Source organism: Aphanothece sacrum FPU1, assembly GCF_003864295.1.
Classification (GTDB): Bacteria; Cyanobacteriota; Cyanobacteriia; order Cyanobacteriales; family Microcystaceae; genus Aphanothece_B; species Aphanothece_B sacrum.
This window is the reverse complement of the sequence record NZ_BDQK01000013.1, coordinates 1145083-1159519: the sequence shown is the minus strand read 5'-3', so window position 1 is coordinate 1159519 and position 14437 is coordinate 1145083. Positions and strand designations below refer to the sequence as shown.

The 14437-nt window shown below is 36.7% G+C and carries 17 protein-coding genes; 8 read left to right on the top strand and 9 right to left on the bottom strand.

The genetic code is table 11. The features are described 5' to 3' along the window. Positions 1–24: 24 nt before the first annotated feature. From AsFPU1_RS16420 to AsFPU1_RS16390, 7 genes are all read right to left on the bottom strand, one after another. Positions 25–855: an EI24 domain-containing protein gene (locus AsFPU1_RS16420; RefSeq protein ID WP_124973006.1), complete on the bottom strand. Its 831-nt coding sequence runs from the start codon at positions 853–855 to the stop codon at positions 25–27. A 102-nt stretch (positions 856–957) separates the two neighbouring features. Further along, complete coding sequence (ccmS, locus tag AsFPU1_RS16415) at positions 958–1386, bottom strand: beta-carboxysome assembly chaperone CcmS (protein WP_172957468.1); 429 nt, start codon at positions 1384–1386, stop codon at positions 958–960. Positions 1387–1488: 102 nt separating this feature from the next. Next, positions 1489–2502: an aldo/keto reductase gene (locus tag AsFPU1_RS16410; protein ID WP_124973002.1), complete on the bottom strand. Its 1014-nt coding sequence runs from the start codon at positions 2500–2502 to the stop codon at positions 1489–1491. A 341-nt stretch (positions 2503–2843) separates the two neighbouring features. After that, positions 2844–3164: a slr1957 family protein gene (locus AsFPU1_RS16405; protein ID WP_124973000.1), complete on the bottom strand. Its 321-nt coding sequence runs from the start codon at positions 3162–3164 to the stop codon at positions 2844–2846. 147 nt (positions 3165–3311) lie between these two features. Further along, positions 3312–3878 carry a 5-formyltetrahydrofolate cyclo-ligase gene (locus AsFPU1_RS16400; RefSeq protein WP_124972998.1) on the bottom strand — a complete coding sequence of 189 codons (567 nt, stop codon included), beginning with the start codon at positions 3876–3878 and terminating at the stop codon, positions 3312–3314. A gap of 13 nt (positions 3879–3891) precedes the next feature. Then, positions 3892–4356 (bottom strand): DNA phosphorothioation-associated protein 4, encoded by a 465-nt coding sequence (locus AsFPU1_RS16395; protein ID WP_124972996.1) that lies wholly within the window; start codon positions 4354–4356, stop codon positions 3892–3894. A gap of 764 nt (positions 4357–5120) precedes the next feature. Next, positions 5121–5717 (bottom strand): thylakoid membrane photosystem I accumulation factor, encoded by a 597-nt coding sequence (locus AsFPU1_RS16390; RefSeq protein WP_124972994.1) that lies wholly within the window; start codon positions 5715–5717, stop codon positions 5121–5123. A 62-nt stretch (positions 5718–5779) separates the two neighbouring features. Between AsFPU1_RS16390 and AsFPU1_RS16385 the strand changes: the two genes are divergently transcribed. Both AsFPU1_RS16385 and AsFPU1_RS16380 read left to right on the top strand, forming a co-directional pair. Then, positions 5780–6319, top strand: coding sequence for a J domain-containing protein (locus AsFPU1_RS16385; RefSeq protein ID WP_124972992.1), 540 nt, complete (start codon positions 5780–5782; stop codon positions 6317–6319). Between the two features lie 129 nt (positions 6320–6448). Beyond that, a complete protein-coding gene (locus AsFPU1_RS16380) occupies positions 6449–6721 on the top strand; it encodes a DUF3143 domain-containing protein (RefSeq protein ID WP_124972990.1) in 273 nt (90 codons plus the stop codon). 353 nt (positions 6722–7074) lie between these two features. Here AsFPU1_RS16380 and AsFPU1_RS16375 read toward each other — a convergent pair whose 3' ends face one another. Next, positions 7075–7458, bottom strand: a complete 384-nt coding sequence (locus AsFPU1_RS16375) for an AbrB family transcriptional regulator (RefSeq protein ID WP_124972988.1) — start codon at positions 7456–7458, stop codon at positions 7075–7077. A gap of 312 nt (positions 7459–7770) precedes the next feature. Here AsFPU1_RS16375 and AsFPU1_RS16370 point away from each other — a divergent pair, with 312 nt between their 5' ends. Genes AsFPU1_RS16370 through cbiB form a run of 3 tightly spaced genes read left to right on the top strand, consistent with a single transcriptional unit; the run spans position 7771 to position 9634 of the window. Further along, complete coding sequence (locus tag AsFPU1_RS16370; protein ID WP_124972985.1) at positions 7771–8214, top strand: Rrf2 family transcriptional regulator; 444 nt, start codon at positions 7771–7773, stop codon at positions 8212–8214. Positions 8215–8233: 19 nt separating this feature from the next. Further along, complete coding sequence (locus AsFPU1_RS16365) at positions 8234–8632, top strand: GFA family protein (protein WP_227873428.1); 399 nt, start codon at positions 8234–8236, stop codon at positions 8630–8632. A 30-nt stretch (positions 8633–8662) separates the two neighbouring features. Next, on the top strand, positions 8663–9634 hold the full coding sequence (cbiB, locus tag AsFPU1_RS16360) for an adenosylcobinamide-phosphate synthase CbiB (protein WP_124972981.1): 972 nt from the start codon (positions 8663–8665) through the stop codon (positions 9632–9634). A gap of 314 nt (positions 9635–9948) precedes the next feature. On the opposite strand, the gene hmpF is transcribed toward cbiB, so the two are convergent. Next, a complete protein-coding gene (gene hmpF / locus AsFPU1_RS16355; RefSeq protein WP_124972979.1) occupies positions 9949–11553 on the bottom strand; it encodes a pilus motility taxis protein HmpF in 1605 nt (534 codons plus the stop codon). Between the two features lie 449 nt (positions 11554–12002). Between hmpF and AsFPU1_RS16350 the strand changes: the two genes are divergently transcribed. The 3 genes from AsFPU1_RS16350 (at position 12003) to AsFPU1_RS16340 (ending at position 14400) form a co-directional block, all read left to right on the top strand. Continuing rightward, positions 12003–13208 carry a response regulator gene (locus tag AsFPU1_RS16350; protein WP_124972977.1) on the top strand — a complete coding sequence of 402 codons (1206 nt, stop codon included), beginning with the start codon at positions 12003–12005 and terminating at the stop codon, positions 13206–13208. 263 nt (positions 13209–13471) lie between these two features. Beyond that, a complete protein-coding gene (locus AsFPU1_RS16345) occupies positions 13472–13837 on the top strand; it encodes a response regulator transcription factor (RefSeq protein WP_124972975.1) in 366 nt (121 codons plus the stop codon). Between the two features lie 32 nt (positions 13838–13869). After that, positions 13870–14400, top strand: coding sequence for a chemotaxis protein CheW (locus AsFPU1_RS16340; RefSeq protein ID WP_124972973.1), 531 nt, complete (start codon positions 13870–13872; stop codon positions 14398–14400). The last annotated feature ends 37 nt before the right edge of the window (positions 14401–14437 follow it).

Here is a 14437-nt window from a genome sequence, read left to right as displayed (position 1 = left end):
TTTTTTTAGAATTATATTTGAGAGTTAATCCTCATTAGAATTACTAGGTAAGATTTGAAGTACAAGAATGCGATCGCAAATAAATAAAGTGCCACTTCCCACACAAAAAGGAATCGTGAGTAAATTAACAAAGGGAATACTAATTAATAATAAACTGATTAAACCAAATCCAGCACTAGCAGGTAAACTTTTTCTAATAATAGTTAATTTTTGGCGAAATTTTAGCCGCCTTCTTTCTAGAGTAGCATCAAAAAAATCTAGACAAATAATAGTTGTTGTTAGCATAATTCCCCCAATAGTAGAGACTAATGTGCCTAAACCTGGAAAAAAATTAAGTAAAAATAGAGGAATTCCTATACTAATAAATAATAATATCTTTTTTATTTCAAAGAGAATAGATCGCCAAATATCTCGAATAACTCCTATTTCTATCGATTCTACCTGACCCATGCGTAATCTTTCTAATTCTTCTGATAATTTGCCATACCAAGGCGCACCTAAAATAATGCCAAATTGAAGTAAAATAAACCCAGTAATAAATAATAATAATATATCTAATAAAATTGGTAATACAAAACCTAATCCCATTACTAAATATTCTAATCCCACTAACCAACTAGGAAGATTATTTAAGATTAGATCTATTTTATTAATTAAAATTTCCATTAAAGATTGACTAATTTGCCAACCCCAAATAACTAACCCTAGATAGAAAATAATAGCCAGAATTACATTAAGGAGAATAGGAACAATAATATAAGACCAAAGACTGGGATGAGAGTAAAAAAAAAGAAGAAGACGAAAAGGGTAAGTTGCCCCTAAAAAAAAACCAAATCCACTGATTATTTTTTGCATTGTTTGTTCCTTGAGTTGCTTTATTTATCACTTAATATATCATAAGCTTCAAGAGGATTAATACGACGCGCCCTAAAACTTATTAGTTTTCCTTCAAAATCCTTAAAGTTTAATTTGTTCAATCATAAACTGTTCAAGCTTTTGAATTAATTCGTCTAAATTGTTAGGTATTTGTTCAAAACAAAGAGGAGGAGAAGGATTAGATTTAAAATGAATTAGTTTAATCTGTCCCGTCCCAATACCAATAATAGCAACTTCTTCTTGAGGATTATAACCATCTAAAATACCTAAAACTTCTTGAATTTGTCGATCTACTTTTTTGTTAAGATCTTCAATAGCTTGTCTAGAACAACAAATAAAATGGGGTTGGGGTTTTAAATCAATTCCTAATACATCTTTATTTTCTCCCCATTCTAACTTTAAGCCCCAAGCTAATGCAGCTAAAGATTGTTGATTGTCTTGAACAAACTTATCAAGTTGATATCGCCATTGGTTAGCTTGATCATCCGGTGGAACAGTTCCAAATTTCATCATAATTTATCCCCTAAAACTCCTTATTATTATTTAAAATAACATCTATTCAAAAATAAAAAAGACTTTACTATTAACTAAAAATCTTTTCTTCTGCCTTCTTTAACGTCTATATTCATCGCCACAATCTCCGATCAATTGATATAAATTTGTAGATTTTTGTAAGACAGTTTCAATTTGTTGATAATCTTCAGCATTAAAACGAATATTAAACACTTTTTTAGTGGCTTCAATATGTTCAGAAATGCCCAATCTTACCCCAATAATTACCCCCGCTACCATAGGTTGTTCTAAAATATAAGCAGCAGCGACATTAGCAATACTAACCTTATGTTTATTCCCAATTGTTCTTAGAACCCCTAAAAGTTCTTGGAATAAATGCCATCCTCCCCAAATATCAATCATATTTTTATATTTCCGTAAACTAGCAGTATTTAAACTTGATAATATGGGGTCAGGATGTCTCAAATATTTTTCACTTAATAAACCTCCATCAAGGGTTCCATAAGTCAACAATTTAATATCATGTTGTTGACAAAAAGGAACCATTTCAAGCAAAGGACGACGATCAATTAAAGAAAACTGAACTTGGTTTGAGACAATTTTAATACCAGATTCAACAATAATTTTTAAATGTTCTGTATCGAAATTAGTTAATCCTAAATGTTTAATCTTTCCAGCTTGTTGTAATTGACTTAAATATTGTAAGGCATCTAAATAACTTTCATTACTATAATCCCACCAATGGAATTGTAATAAATCAAGAGTTTCTACCCCCATTCTAGTCAAAGAAATATCAATATTTTTTTCAACAATATCTCGCGTTATTTTAATCGGACGAGGAACCCATTTAGTAAAACATTGTAGGTTATCTAACCCCTCCCCACCGCGACGAATTAACCATTGACGACGAAATTGTCCGATAAAGTCTTCGGCCGGACCATAATTATCCGCCATATCCCAAGTAGTAAACCCCGCATCCACATAAGCAAACATACTCTCGATGGCTTGGGTCGGATTAATTGTACCATGCGCCCCAGAAACTTGCCACATCCCATTTAAGACGCGACAAATATTTAAGTCAGATGTTAACTGAAACCTCGTCAAATCATTCATATAGTTACTAATTTTAAAGATTTAGTTATTCGATGATAACTGTTTTGACAATAATTTCTCTATCTTGACTTAATTTTTTTAGATTATTAATTATCCCCTGTAGAGGAAATTCATGAAAAGTGCAGTTAGAAAAACAAAGCCCGCGAAGGCAGGGTTCGTTCATATAGCCTCAGCCTTTAGGCTGAAGGAATTTTTTACACAACAACTGACACCTTGAAAAGTGCAGTTAGAAAAACAAAGCCCGCGAAGGCGGGCTTCGTTCATATAGCTTCAGCCTTTAGGCTGATAGGCTGAAGGAATTGTTATATTTCTGGAGGAACTTTTATATTTCTGAAGGAATTTTATATTTCTTCTACTTCCAATTTAGCCGCAGTAATAGCATCAAAGGCAAAGGCGAAAACTATCGGCATAGGAGTCTTGAAGACATAACTCAGCATCACCGCGATCGTTGACACCATTACCGCCCAAAGTACCCAGCTTTTTTCCTCTGAACAAAATCCCTTATTGACCTTAATCAATCGTAACACATCGGATGGAATCGGTTCCGGCATGACTGCACCAGGAGGAAATGCCCAATAATTGTTGTAACGTTCTATAACTAAATCTGTCCATCCATTATCGTCACACCATTCTCTAATCCAGTCATCACAGAAATGTTTCATAGCTCGTCCAATAATCTAATCTTGATGGGTTTTCACCAAAAACTCACACTTAATACAAGTCATGTGAGATTTCATCCTAACAAACCTATTTCAGGTTTTCTTCTGTAATTCATAAATCTTAATAATCAAACCAATCCATTTATAGCCTTAAGCATAGATACTTATAATCTGAGATTCTGTACAAATTGCTTCTAAAGGTTTATCCCAAGAATCAACTGGAAGGATGGGAAGATAAGCAAAGTCAAAAATAATGCCAATAGTAGGAATATTTTGCCATTGAGGAGAACTTAAGAGACGATCATAAAAGCCCCCCCCATATCCTAAACGATAGCCTCTCTTGTCACAAGCAACGGCCGGAACTAGGATTAAATCTACTTCTGAAGGGGTTAAAATAGGAGACTGAAAATGGGGTTCTAAAATGCCATAAGTTCCCTCATTTAATCTATTTCCAGGTGTCCAATGATGCCAAATTAATGAACCATCAACACAACGAGAAAAACCCCAACGATGATCACTTTTAAACATAGAATTTAGATCAGGTTCTTGACGAAAAGGAAAGTAAGCTAAAATAGTTTTAGCTGCTTGAAAATAAGAACAAGATTCAAGGACTTGACAAAGTTGTAAGCTTTTTTCCTGCCAAGTTTCTTGGGTTAAAGATTGACGTTGTTGTAATATTTTTTGACGTAATTGTCTTTTACTAGATACCAAAGTAATTAAGAATTATTAACTACAAAAATCTACTAAGATCAAATTCTTCATCAGAGGAATGATGAGAGAATCTTTCCGCACTAAGAATTAATAATAATCGTTCAGTATAATCTACTGAGCCTCTTAATTCTTCTCGCAGTTTTTCTAATCCACCATTAGCATATTCTTCAAAAATATGAATTCGCTCACTTTCAGATTCTGCATCATAAACTGAGAGAATTTTAGGATCGTTTGTTTCGGAAACTGCTAATAATTTAATCACGGGATCATATCCCCTAGAAACAAAAATTTCTAAACTGATTGGGGCTGGTTCTTTAGATATAATATTTAAGGGAACACGCTTTTTGGATTTAGCTCCCAAGGTAGCAGCAAAGGTCATGACATCAGCGTAGGTCTGAAATACACCAGTATTTCCGTTTCCCTCAACTAAGGATTGAACTAATTCTGCTTTATCTTTAGCGATTCTAACACGATTAAATGCCATATTTATCCTCAATAATTGAGTGTGTTGATTAGGAGTAATTTCAAGAAATAAGAGAGAAAGAATTTAAAAAAGTTCCATTATTTTAGATAATAGCATTTATTTTACTCATGTTTTTTAATACACTCAATAAAAATTAATCATAAATCATCGTTAACTTTGGTAGTGTTGGAAATGCTGACAACTTCTTCTTTACTAATAAGTACCGAAGCAAAATTAATTGCACAGCCTCCGGCGCGGGTTTTGATATAGTCGTAATGGTTGAGTAAGAAAGGTAGTAGGGGCGGGTTTATCTGGTTTTTTTGTCAGAGTAATTGATTGATGTAAAAAACCCAGGGCGGGTTTATCTAGTTTTTTTGTCAGAGTAATTGATTGATGTAAAAAACCCGCCCCTACTACAAATTTTGTGTAATTAATTTTATCTACCTACTTAAAATGGAACAAAGAATATTATTTGTTCAATATCGGACTATAAGTTCCTTAACTATCGTTAACAATTTAGTCTAAAAGCCCCAAAAATAAGTCAAAAAAGGAATGACCGCCCTTGGGTTAAGTAGAAATTAAGTTTTAACCTGAGTTTAGTCTGTCATGTAATGGTAACTTTTGCTTCAATCTTAAGATTTACTTTATAAAATAATGATTTTACTTATCTTTGGGTTTTTCTTTGGGTCTTTGCACCAAATTGAATCATATTATTTGAGTTTGATGGAATAAAACCCAACAACCTGATCCGGATTTGTTGGGTTTACGGCTAATCAATAATGAACTTATTCTTCAACTAATTCAGTGTTAAATTCATTAAAGCTACGGCGTTTTAATTCTACAGATGCCTCACGGGGTAATAAATCAAACACTTCTCGTAAAACCTTATCAACCGCCTCATATTGAACTTGTCCTTGACCATCAAAGACAACTTTGCCCTCTTGATTTAAAACAACTGTTTGGGGAATAATTCCTTTGTAATAGTAGCCAGCTTCTTGAGGGGTATAATTATCCTTAATAGGAATTCCATCCACACTAATAGGAATAATATTCGCCGCACGGCCGTAAAATTCTTGCCATCGATTAACAACAATCGCAAATTGCTTACAATCGCTACTGTCATCAAGATAATACACTAGAATAGTGGGCATTTTTCGTGCCAAAGAATCACTTAAAGTCAATTTAGCCGGAACCAGAGAACCGTTACCCGCATAAACGACAAAAATATTGCCATCAAGGCGATCATCATCGATACTAGCCGCAGCAGGAACCATTCCCCACAGCCCTAAACTGAACCATAGCGTTAGTAAACAAGCGATACATCCTTTAAGTAAGGGTTTCCAAACAGATTTGGGGTGAGATTGCATTAAATCTATGAACATTGATACCTTTGTTGTGGACTTTCGTTACAATAGACAGCACAAAAGATAGTTGAGAAAATCTTGTGACTCAGCAGCAGACTACAGCACAATCAACCTCACGGAAGATTCCCGCTCAGACACGGTTTGCCAGTAGCTACTATGCTATTCTACGGCTTCATCCGTCCGCTTCCGTTATGGAAATTCGACGCGCTTATCGGGAGTTAAGTAAACTTTACCATCCTGATACGACTAATTTGCCCTCAGAATTGGCGATCGCTAAATTTCAACGGTTAAATGAAGCTTATGGAACTCTGAGTAATCCAGAGCGGCGATCGCTGTATGATCTTAAAATTGGGTATTCCCGTTGGAATGTGATTCAATCTCCTACGGAGAATGATTCGTCTGCTTCTGGGTATCCTACCTCTAATTCAGCTTATCTTGATGCTAATGATCGTCCTCTATCGGCCGGTGAAATTTTTGCCCTGTTTATTCTTGGACTGACATTTGTGGGATGTTTGCTCTTGGCGATCGCCATTGGACTTTGGCGAGGGGATGAAATTATTCCCCCAAGTGCTTTACCTCAAACTTATTTATCAATTCAAACCTCCTTAATTTTTCGGTAAAATTTACCCAAAAAAGAGGTTTCAAACCTCCTCTTTCAAGGGGATAGAAATAAAAATATTGCTTGTTTTAAGCTACCGACTTGTTGGCGGTAGTAACTGATAACTGATAACTGGTAACTGGTAACTGAAATGACACTTCCTCCCTCAGACACTCCTCTGTATAACCATCCCCTTCCTGACATTGAACAATGGCTATCGGAGTTGGGTTGTCAACAAGATCCAGAAAATCTTAACTGTTGGATGGTTAAATATCCCAGTTGGCACGCTCAACTGAGCTTAGAATTTGAAGAATTAGCCGTATGTTATCTCCATGCCGCAGAAGGCGGACTTAATATTAATCGCTCGTTTAAATATTCTTTGAGTCGTAAGGATATTGAGGCGGCAATTTTTTCGGGACCCTAGAGGGGGTGATGGGGTGATGGGAAAATTGTCTTCTCACATTCCCCGTACGGGCGGGTTTTTCGCAAAAATTTAAGCTTCTAATCAGTATGTTAAATAAACCCGCCCCTACACCCACATCTCCCATCCCATCAAATTTTCTGTCTTAACCGAAGAATATTGGATCGGATCTAGGCGAAAAGAGTAGTTTGGGTCTACAATAAAGTACAAGGAGGCTACTATTCTCAGGAGAATAGTAGCCCGTCACTGGAGATTTATCAAGTTTACTCATCTAGTTAGCGTTGTTTAGTTAGAGCCTAAACAACGCCATTTTTTTGGCTTTTGAACCTTCAAGTTTAAACAATTAACTCTGTGCATTATTCTTCATCCTCATCAAATGCACCTACTTGTTTGAGATGAATATGTTTACGACCTAAAGTAATTTCAAATTCATCTCCTGATTCTAAGCCCATTTTTTTTGTGTAAGCAGAGCCAATCAGAAGATTACCATTAGACTGTACACTAATACGATAGCTAGCGGAACGTCCACCTCTTCCTATTCCTTCTGAGGTGCTATCTAATTCAATTCCTTCAGCATCAATTAAGGCATTGAGGAATTTCATCATGTTGACTCGTTCTATCCCATTTTTTGTTTGAGTATAGTAGCCACAAGCTCTGGCTTTTTCCTCTTTACTGAGGTTTCCTAGCTCTTTGACTTTATCAACTAAGGCGGTACCGATTAGGGGAGTGTTTTGTGTCATTAACTTAAACAGTAACTAATGAATAAAAGGATGGACGGATTAAGAATTGAGTCGGCATAGCAGCAACACAAAGAAATTTGCGGTTTGCTAACTGTCTCTATCCCTATCTTACACACAACAAGTGAAATTTATCCACCTTCTGACTAGATCAATCTTAATTCATTGTTCTCGATCTTTAGAAAAGAATGGTCAGAGAATTTACAAATGTTTGAATTTTCTGCTTTAACTAGGGAAGGGAGTATTATAAATTTAACTAGAGACTTGTGAACAGTTCTCAATCTTTTGTCACAAATTGGCTCAAAAATAAAGGAAATGAAGTTAACAACTCGTAGTCATTATAGTGTTAAAGCCTTACTAGATCTGAGTTTACAGCCTAACTATGGTCCAACTTCAGTAAAAGCGATCGCAAGGCGACAAGATTTACCCGCCCCTTACTTAGAAAAATTACTGATTGAAATGCGTCGCTTTGGGTTAGTAAACTCTCTGCGGGGTTCCCAAGGAGGCTATCAATTAGCCCGTCAACCTAGTCAAATTTCTTTAGGGCAAATTCTGGAGGCAGTGGGAGAAACTATTGAACCTTTACCTTACTATCATCCTAATAGGGATCAAGGCTCAGATTGGGTTACATTTAGTTTATGGAAGCGACTTCATGAGAAACTAAAAGAAGCTCTTTATAAGATTACTCTGGCTGATCTTTATTATGATGCTCGCAGTTGGCAAGCCTCTCTTGGAGAAGCAACAAGTTTTGTTGTTTAAGGAGATAATTTTATTGACAATGATGCAACAATGTATTACATATGAAGGGGGCTGTCATTGCGGTGCAGTGCGCTTTCGCCTGGAGGTTAATATTTATGAAGCCCTGGATTGTAACTGCTCAATTTGCGGAAAAAAAGGGTTTTTACATTTGCTGGTTCGGCCGGAACAATTTACCTTACTTCAGGGATCTGATCAGTTGACGACTTATACGTTTAATACCAAAATAGCTAAACATACTTTTTGTTCTGTCTGTGGTATTCATTCTTTTTATCATCCTCGTTCCCATCCTGATTGGATTGATGTTAATATTCGTTGTTTAGATGGTGATCTGTTATCAAAGTTTAAAATTATCCCCTTTGATGGGGTACATTGGGAAGAAAATGTGGAAAATATTACAACTCTTGAGTCAGGGAGTTAGCAATAAATCTCTCAAGAGAATAGAGGCAGTGTGAACACGATTGTTACCCCAATCATTTTAGCTCTGGCTGCGATTCTTGACTATATAATTGGTGATCCTTGGGGCTGGTTACACCCTGTACAGGTGATGGGTTGGGTTATCTCTAGATCTAGCCAGTTTATTTTATCTACCTGTCAGGGAAAATGGCAACGTCGTTGGGCGGGAATTGTGCTAGGGTTAGGGTTAATTATTGGCAGTGGAATAGTGGGATGGGGAATCGTTGAAGTAGCCCGGAATTTTCACCTGATTTTAGGTATTGGTACCCAAACTATCCTCTTGGCTAGTTGTTTTGCCCTTAAAAGTTTACGCTTAGCTGCTCAAGATGTTCTAGAACCCTTAATAAAGGGAAATATTGACCAAGCTAAGATTAAATTAAGTCAATATGTGGGAAGGGATACAGAAAATCTCTCGGAAACAGAAATATTGCGAGCGGTGTTAGAAACGGTGTCAGAAAATGCAACGGATGGGGTAACAGCCCCTTTATTTTATGCGATCGCGGGTGCATTTTTTCCGCCAGTAGGGAGTGTACCGTTAGCTTTGGCTTATAAAGCAGCCAGTACCCTAGATTCGACCATTGGATATTATAAAGAACCTTTTACAGATTTGGGATGGTTTAGTGCCAAATGCGAAGACTTTTTGACTTGGTTTCCCTGTCGTCTTACGGTTCTAACTTTAGCATTAATGTCAGGACGACCCCGATCTATTTTATCAATTTGTCGTCGAGATGCTCCTCAAGATCCTAGCCCTAATTCTGGTTGGAGTGAGTGTGTTTATGCTGCTATTTTGGGAGTTCAATTAGGAGGTATTAATACTTATCAAGGGATTATTAAACAAAAACCGTTACTGGGAAATCCTCAATATCCCATTACAATAAAAACTATTGAGCAAGCTTTACAATTGACTCGCCTATGTTTTCTACTGTGGTTAATTTTAGGTATGGTGGGTCTAAATTATGAATTATGAATTATGAATTATGAATTATGAATTATGAATTATGAATTATGAATTATAAATTATAAATTATGAATTCAATAATCAAATTGAATTGAATAATGTAGGGGCATGGCATTAACCAATCATGATACATTTGGAAGGGGACACGACGACAGGAAAATTATGGTTCAATTATTTAATTTCTAATGTCGTGTCCCTACATTTTTTTTGTGTCTGTTCTCATTTTAAAACGTCATAATTCATAATTCATAATTCATAATTCATAATTTATAATTCATAATTCATAATTTATAATTCATAATTCATAATTCATAATTCATAATTTAAGGATTGAGCCATTGAGCTAAGATACCTAAATGATGTTTCATGTCATCTAATTGATTTTGTAAAGGTTGTAAAGCTTCCTCATAGAGACCTAGACTCATTTGCATTTGAGCAACCTTAATTTGAGCCTGTTGCCAATTTTCTTGTTCAGTTTTGAGTTGTTGAGTTTTACGATTTTGTTCGTCATCAAGCTGATTAATCATCCGTTGAATTTGCTGAAGACTCTCTTTTAAGGGCTGAATTTCTGATTCTAATTTTTGACGCTCTTGCTTCGTATTATCTTGCATTTCCTGTAACTGAAGTAAAACAGGCTCTACATTAACCGTAGAAGAACCGCCATCAAAATCTATCACCCCTTGACGGCGACGTAAAACTCGTAAGTGTTCCCAAAGAATTCCTTGCCGTTCCTTAAGATTACGGCGTTGACCGACTAAAGTTTCATCCAAAAACTCTTTCCTTTCTTGTTCTTCAGTTAATTCATTTTCAATAGTAATCCGATCATAGGCCCCGGCCTTAGCCAAGTTTTCTTTTAAGGCTTGAACCGCTTCACATTGTACAGTTAATTCTTCTTCTTGATCATTGACAAATTGGACTAATTTATCTAACTCCGCTTGCAGACTATTAATAATAGTTTCTAACTCCCTTAAAGGCATATTCTCCAAAGCCACTAAATCCACTTTCAAATCTACTTGAACGTCTCCTGTGCCACTGGTTATCTGTTCTAAAGTATCTTGTAGATCTTGATTAGTTTGTAAATCTAGGGTAATTTTTCCGAGGAGTTCCTGCTTATGATTGAGGATATGTTGTTCTAGGGCAAATTGAATTTTAGACTGTTCTAAAGAAATACGAGTCCCTTCTAATTCCTCAAGACGTTGGTTTAGCCGTTCTCCTTGATGGGCCAATTGTTGTTGCTGTTGGCCTACTTGAGTTTTGAGAGTTTCAAGTTGTCGCCAAAACCCATTGAGAATTTGCTGCTGAGTCTCAATTGCTTCTAAAGTCAGTTTTAGGGGTTGATCCAAAGCATCTGTTCCTTGGCCACTGTCAGCTAAACGGTTCATCAACTGTTCGAGTTTTTGCTCCTGTTCTGGAGCCAAATTGAGCATTGTGCCAAAACGAGATTGAAAAGCTTGAACACCTTGCTGAGTTTGTTGGATTTTATCCCAAGGCAAGTTAGCCTCTTGACGACGACGTTCAATTTGGGCTAGATCTTTTTCTACATCTTCTAACTGTTCAAAGCGTGCCTCCATTTCCATTTCTCGACGGCTCAACTCCTGACTTTGGATAGTCAGAGATTGTTTCCATTGTTCAATTTCTTCTTGTTGATCCTTTAATTTTTCCGAAAGACGGGATAATTTTTGTAATTGACGAACTAATTCAGGGCCAGCCAATTCAGGCCGGCCTTGAATTTGTCGATTATTGCCCAAGTTGAGCATGAGTAAAGCCCCTTCCCCAAGTTGGTCAAGCTCTTCAAGAGATACTATTTCCTCTCCTGGGACAGCACTCCACGTTTGATCATTGTGTTGACAAGCCAACAGTTTGATTTCTGTGCGAGAGCTACTCATAAATGCTCTAGTCTGCTTTTTTACTTCTGCAAGGTATAGCACGAACTACAATCCTCTCGATATTGCTGTTGCCTGTGATAGTAAAATTAATTTCCTAGTCTCATCGCCTTGATTAATCATTTTGACATAATAGTAAATCCTAAAGAAAGGATTCATAAAAATTGAGCAAATTTCACTTAATTTCAAATTTTATGGATTTGGATTTGACAAAATAGAGAGATTCCTTGGGATGCCATGAAAAAGCCAAAGCGATTAAGCAAGTCATTCTCAACCTTTTACCCTAATATTTATCTTTTTTGATCCTAGCAGTAATTATAGCGATCTCCATCATCCTTGTTGTATCTAACCGAGAATTTTGCCTGAGTTAAAGGGAGTTTTCCCTAGGAATTTGGTATGATGTGAGAAAAACCCTCTATTCCTCTTGAATTCCAGATTAACTGAGATAATCAACAAAAATTGCAAATAATTTTTAAACAATGGCTTAACCGATTATGCAGGGAACCCTAAATGAAATAGATCTTCGTAGTATCCTGCAACTGATTGAACTCGGACAGCGCACAGGGGAACTATTAGTAGAAGCTTATGGAACCTCTCCCTTAGAGTATATTCAAGGGGATCAAACTTCTGGCGGAAACTCGGTTACTCCTATTGCTTCTGGGAGTTCGGGAGAGTTTTGGTTAATTTTCTTTGTCAATGGTCAAATCGTCTATACTGTCGAGGGTAGTAGTCATCAGGGTAGTCGTTTACGGGATTATCTCTATCGCTATAGAGCAGAGATACCTTTAAATAAATTAGGGAATTCTACTCTCGAAACCAATAATGATCTTGAATATGCTTATCTGTGGCAATTAATAGAAAGCAATTTATTGACCCCTGATCAGGGTCGTAACCTCATTCATTCAATGGTACATGAAACATTATTTGATGTGTTGAGTTTATCTCAAGGTGCTTTTATTTTTGAGATGGGTATGGCCTTCGATCCTCTGTTAACTAATCTAGAAATTTCTCCCCTGGTAACTCAGATAATGAAAGAGGTACGACAGTGGAAACAGTTACATCCTCATATTCAGAGTTCCAACCAATATTTAGTGATCACTGATGGAGTAAAACTGCAAAAAGCCTTACCCGAAAAAGCTTATGAACAATTATCAGGTTGGGCCAAGAAAAAAACCTCTCTACGTCAAATCTCACGCTATCTACAACGAGATTTAGTTCCCTTAGCTAAAGGTATTTATCCTTATGTGGAACGGGGATGGCTACATTTAGGGGAAAACTCTGATGATAGGCCTTTAGGAAGTACATCTACCTGGGAATGGACTCAAACCAGACAAACCCCTCATATTGTCTGTATTGATGACGATCTCACCATCGGCAAAAAAGTCGAATCCATCCTAACTCATAACAATTATCGTAGTTCTATCATCAGTGATCCCCTGCAAGCCTTAAGTCAAGTGTTTGAACTTAAACCCGATGTAATTTTGTGTGACATTGCTATGCCAAAATTAGATGGTTACGAAATTTGCACCATGTTGAGGCATTCGAGTACTTTTCGACATACACCGATAATAATGCTGACAGGGAAAGAGGGATTTACTGATCGCATTAGAGCAAGAATGGTAGGATCTACAGATTATTTAACCAAACCCTTTGGCGAACAAGAGTTACTCCTGCTCTTAGAAAAATATGGAAAGCCTTGAAAGAGGCATAATGCAGTATTTCGGGGGCAAGAGGTAAGAAAAGGGAGCAAGAGAACAACTGAAAAATTTTTCTGCGGGACTGTGTTGTTTTACCTTCAAATTTGGGCAAATTAAATATATACCTTGAAGTATTGAGTTGTAGTCAAAATGCCTAAACTAAGTCCTATTAAATATCGATATCCTATGATTATAACTACCCCTAGTCTATTAAGTGCTGCGTAGCTCAAACTTATATTTTATTAAAACCCTCTAAGGAAATAGTTATGAGAGCCGTTTTATTGGTAGAAGACAGTCCAGCGCAACAAGCAATGATTTCACGTATCCTCAAAAAAAATGGATGGCGCGTAATTGTTGCTAATGATGGGTTTGAGGCCCTAGAAAGCCTTCAAAAAGGGAGTCCCGACCTCATTGTCTTAGATATTGTCATGCCTGGAATAAATGGTTATGAAGTGTGTCGTCGTCTCAAATCTGACCCAAAAACGCAAAATGTCCCCGTTGTTATGTGTTCTTCTAAAGGGGAAGAATTTGATCGTTATTGGGGCATGAAACAGGGAGCAGATGCCTACATTGCTAAACCTTTTGAAGATATTGAACTAGTGGGAACCATTAAACAACTTTTACGCCAATAAATACACCATTATTGAGATCACGAATAAACAACATGGTTGGAAATCCAGAATTAGTAACGGGAAACGGTCAAGAAATATCGTCTGAAATTCAGACCTTACAAACTCCTGAAGGAGAATTGCATTTACGCTTTAATCTCCCTTCTCATGACGAATTTGCCCTTCCTGCCACCGCCATTCGAGAAGTGATGCAGCAAACCCCCGATCGCATTACCCGCATACCTAATGCTTCTCCCTTGCTGTTGGGAACCCTTAATTTACGGGGTCAGATCATTTGGGTTGCGGATTTAGGACAGTTTTTAGGTGATTCCACTCCCTTAAAAACTGATCGCTCAGAAATCCCTGTCATTGCCATTGAAGAACAAGAAACCATTTTAGGGTTAGCTATTCATCAGTTAGGGGATATGGAATGGCTCGATATCGAACAATTACAAATGCCCAGTAATGTTTCTGACAACATCGCTCCTTATGTCCAAGGAGAATGGGTATTTACACAACATTCTAAACAAGTATTACGTTTACTTGATCATATCGCTATTTTACGGTCAGCCCGATGGGCTACTTAATTGTTTCTTATAAAAGGTTCTAAGAGTTATTTCATTC

Coding starts and splice junctions, on each gene's coding strand:
- AsFPU1_RS16420 (WP_124973006.1), bottom strand. CDS start 855: ATGCAAAAAATAATCAGTGGATTTGGTTTTTTTTTAGGGGCAACTTAC.
- ccmS (WP_172957468.1), bottom strand. CDS start 1,386: ATGAAATTTGGAACTGTTCCACCGGATGATCAAGCTAACCAATGGCGA.
- AsFPU1_RS16410 (WP_124973002.1), bottom strand. CDS start 2,502: ATGAATGATTTGACGAGGTTTCAGTTAACATCTGACTTAAATATTTGT.
- AsFPU1_RS16405 (WP_124973000.1), bottom strand. CDS start 3,164: ATGAAACATTTCTGTGATGACTGGATTAGAGAATGGTGTGACGATAAT.
- AsFPU1_RS16395 (WP_124972996.1), bottom strand. CDS start 4,356: ATGGCATTTAATCGTGTTAGAATCGCTAAAGATAAAGCAGAATTAGTT.
- AsFPU1_RS16390 (WP_124972994.1), bottom strand. CDS start 5,717: ATGTTCATAGATTTAATGCAATCTCACCCCAAATCTGTTTGGAAACCC.
- AsFPU1_RS16380 (WP_124972990.1), top strand. CDS start 6,449: ATGACACTTCCTCCCTCAGACACTCCTCTGTATAACCATCCCCTTCCT.
- AsFPU1_RS16375 (WP_124972988.1), bottom strand. CDS start 7,458: ATGACACAAAACACTCCCCTAATCGGTACCGCCTTAGTTGATAAAGTC.
- AsFPU1_RS16370 (WP_124972985.1), top strand. CDS start 7,771: ATGAAGTTAACAACTCGTAGTCATTATAGTGTTAAAGCCTTACTAGAT.
- AsFPU1_RS16365 (WP_227873428.1), top strand. CDS start 8,234: ATGATGCAACAATGTATTACATATGAAGGGGGCTGTCATTGCGGTGCA.
- AsFPU1_RS16350 (WP_124972977.1), top strand. CDS start 12,003: ATGCAGGGAACCCTAAATGAAATAGATCTTCGTAGTATCCTGCAACTG.
- AsFPU1_RS16345 (WP_124972975.1), top strand. CDS start 13,472: ATGAGAGCCGTTTTATTGGTAGAAGACAGTCCAGCGCAACAAGCAATG.
- AsFPU1_RS16340 (WP_124972973.1), top strand. CDS start 13,870: ATGGTTGGAAATCCAGAATTAGTAACGGGAAACGGTCAAGAAATATCG.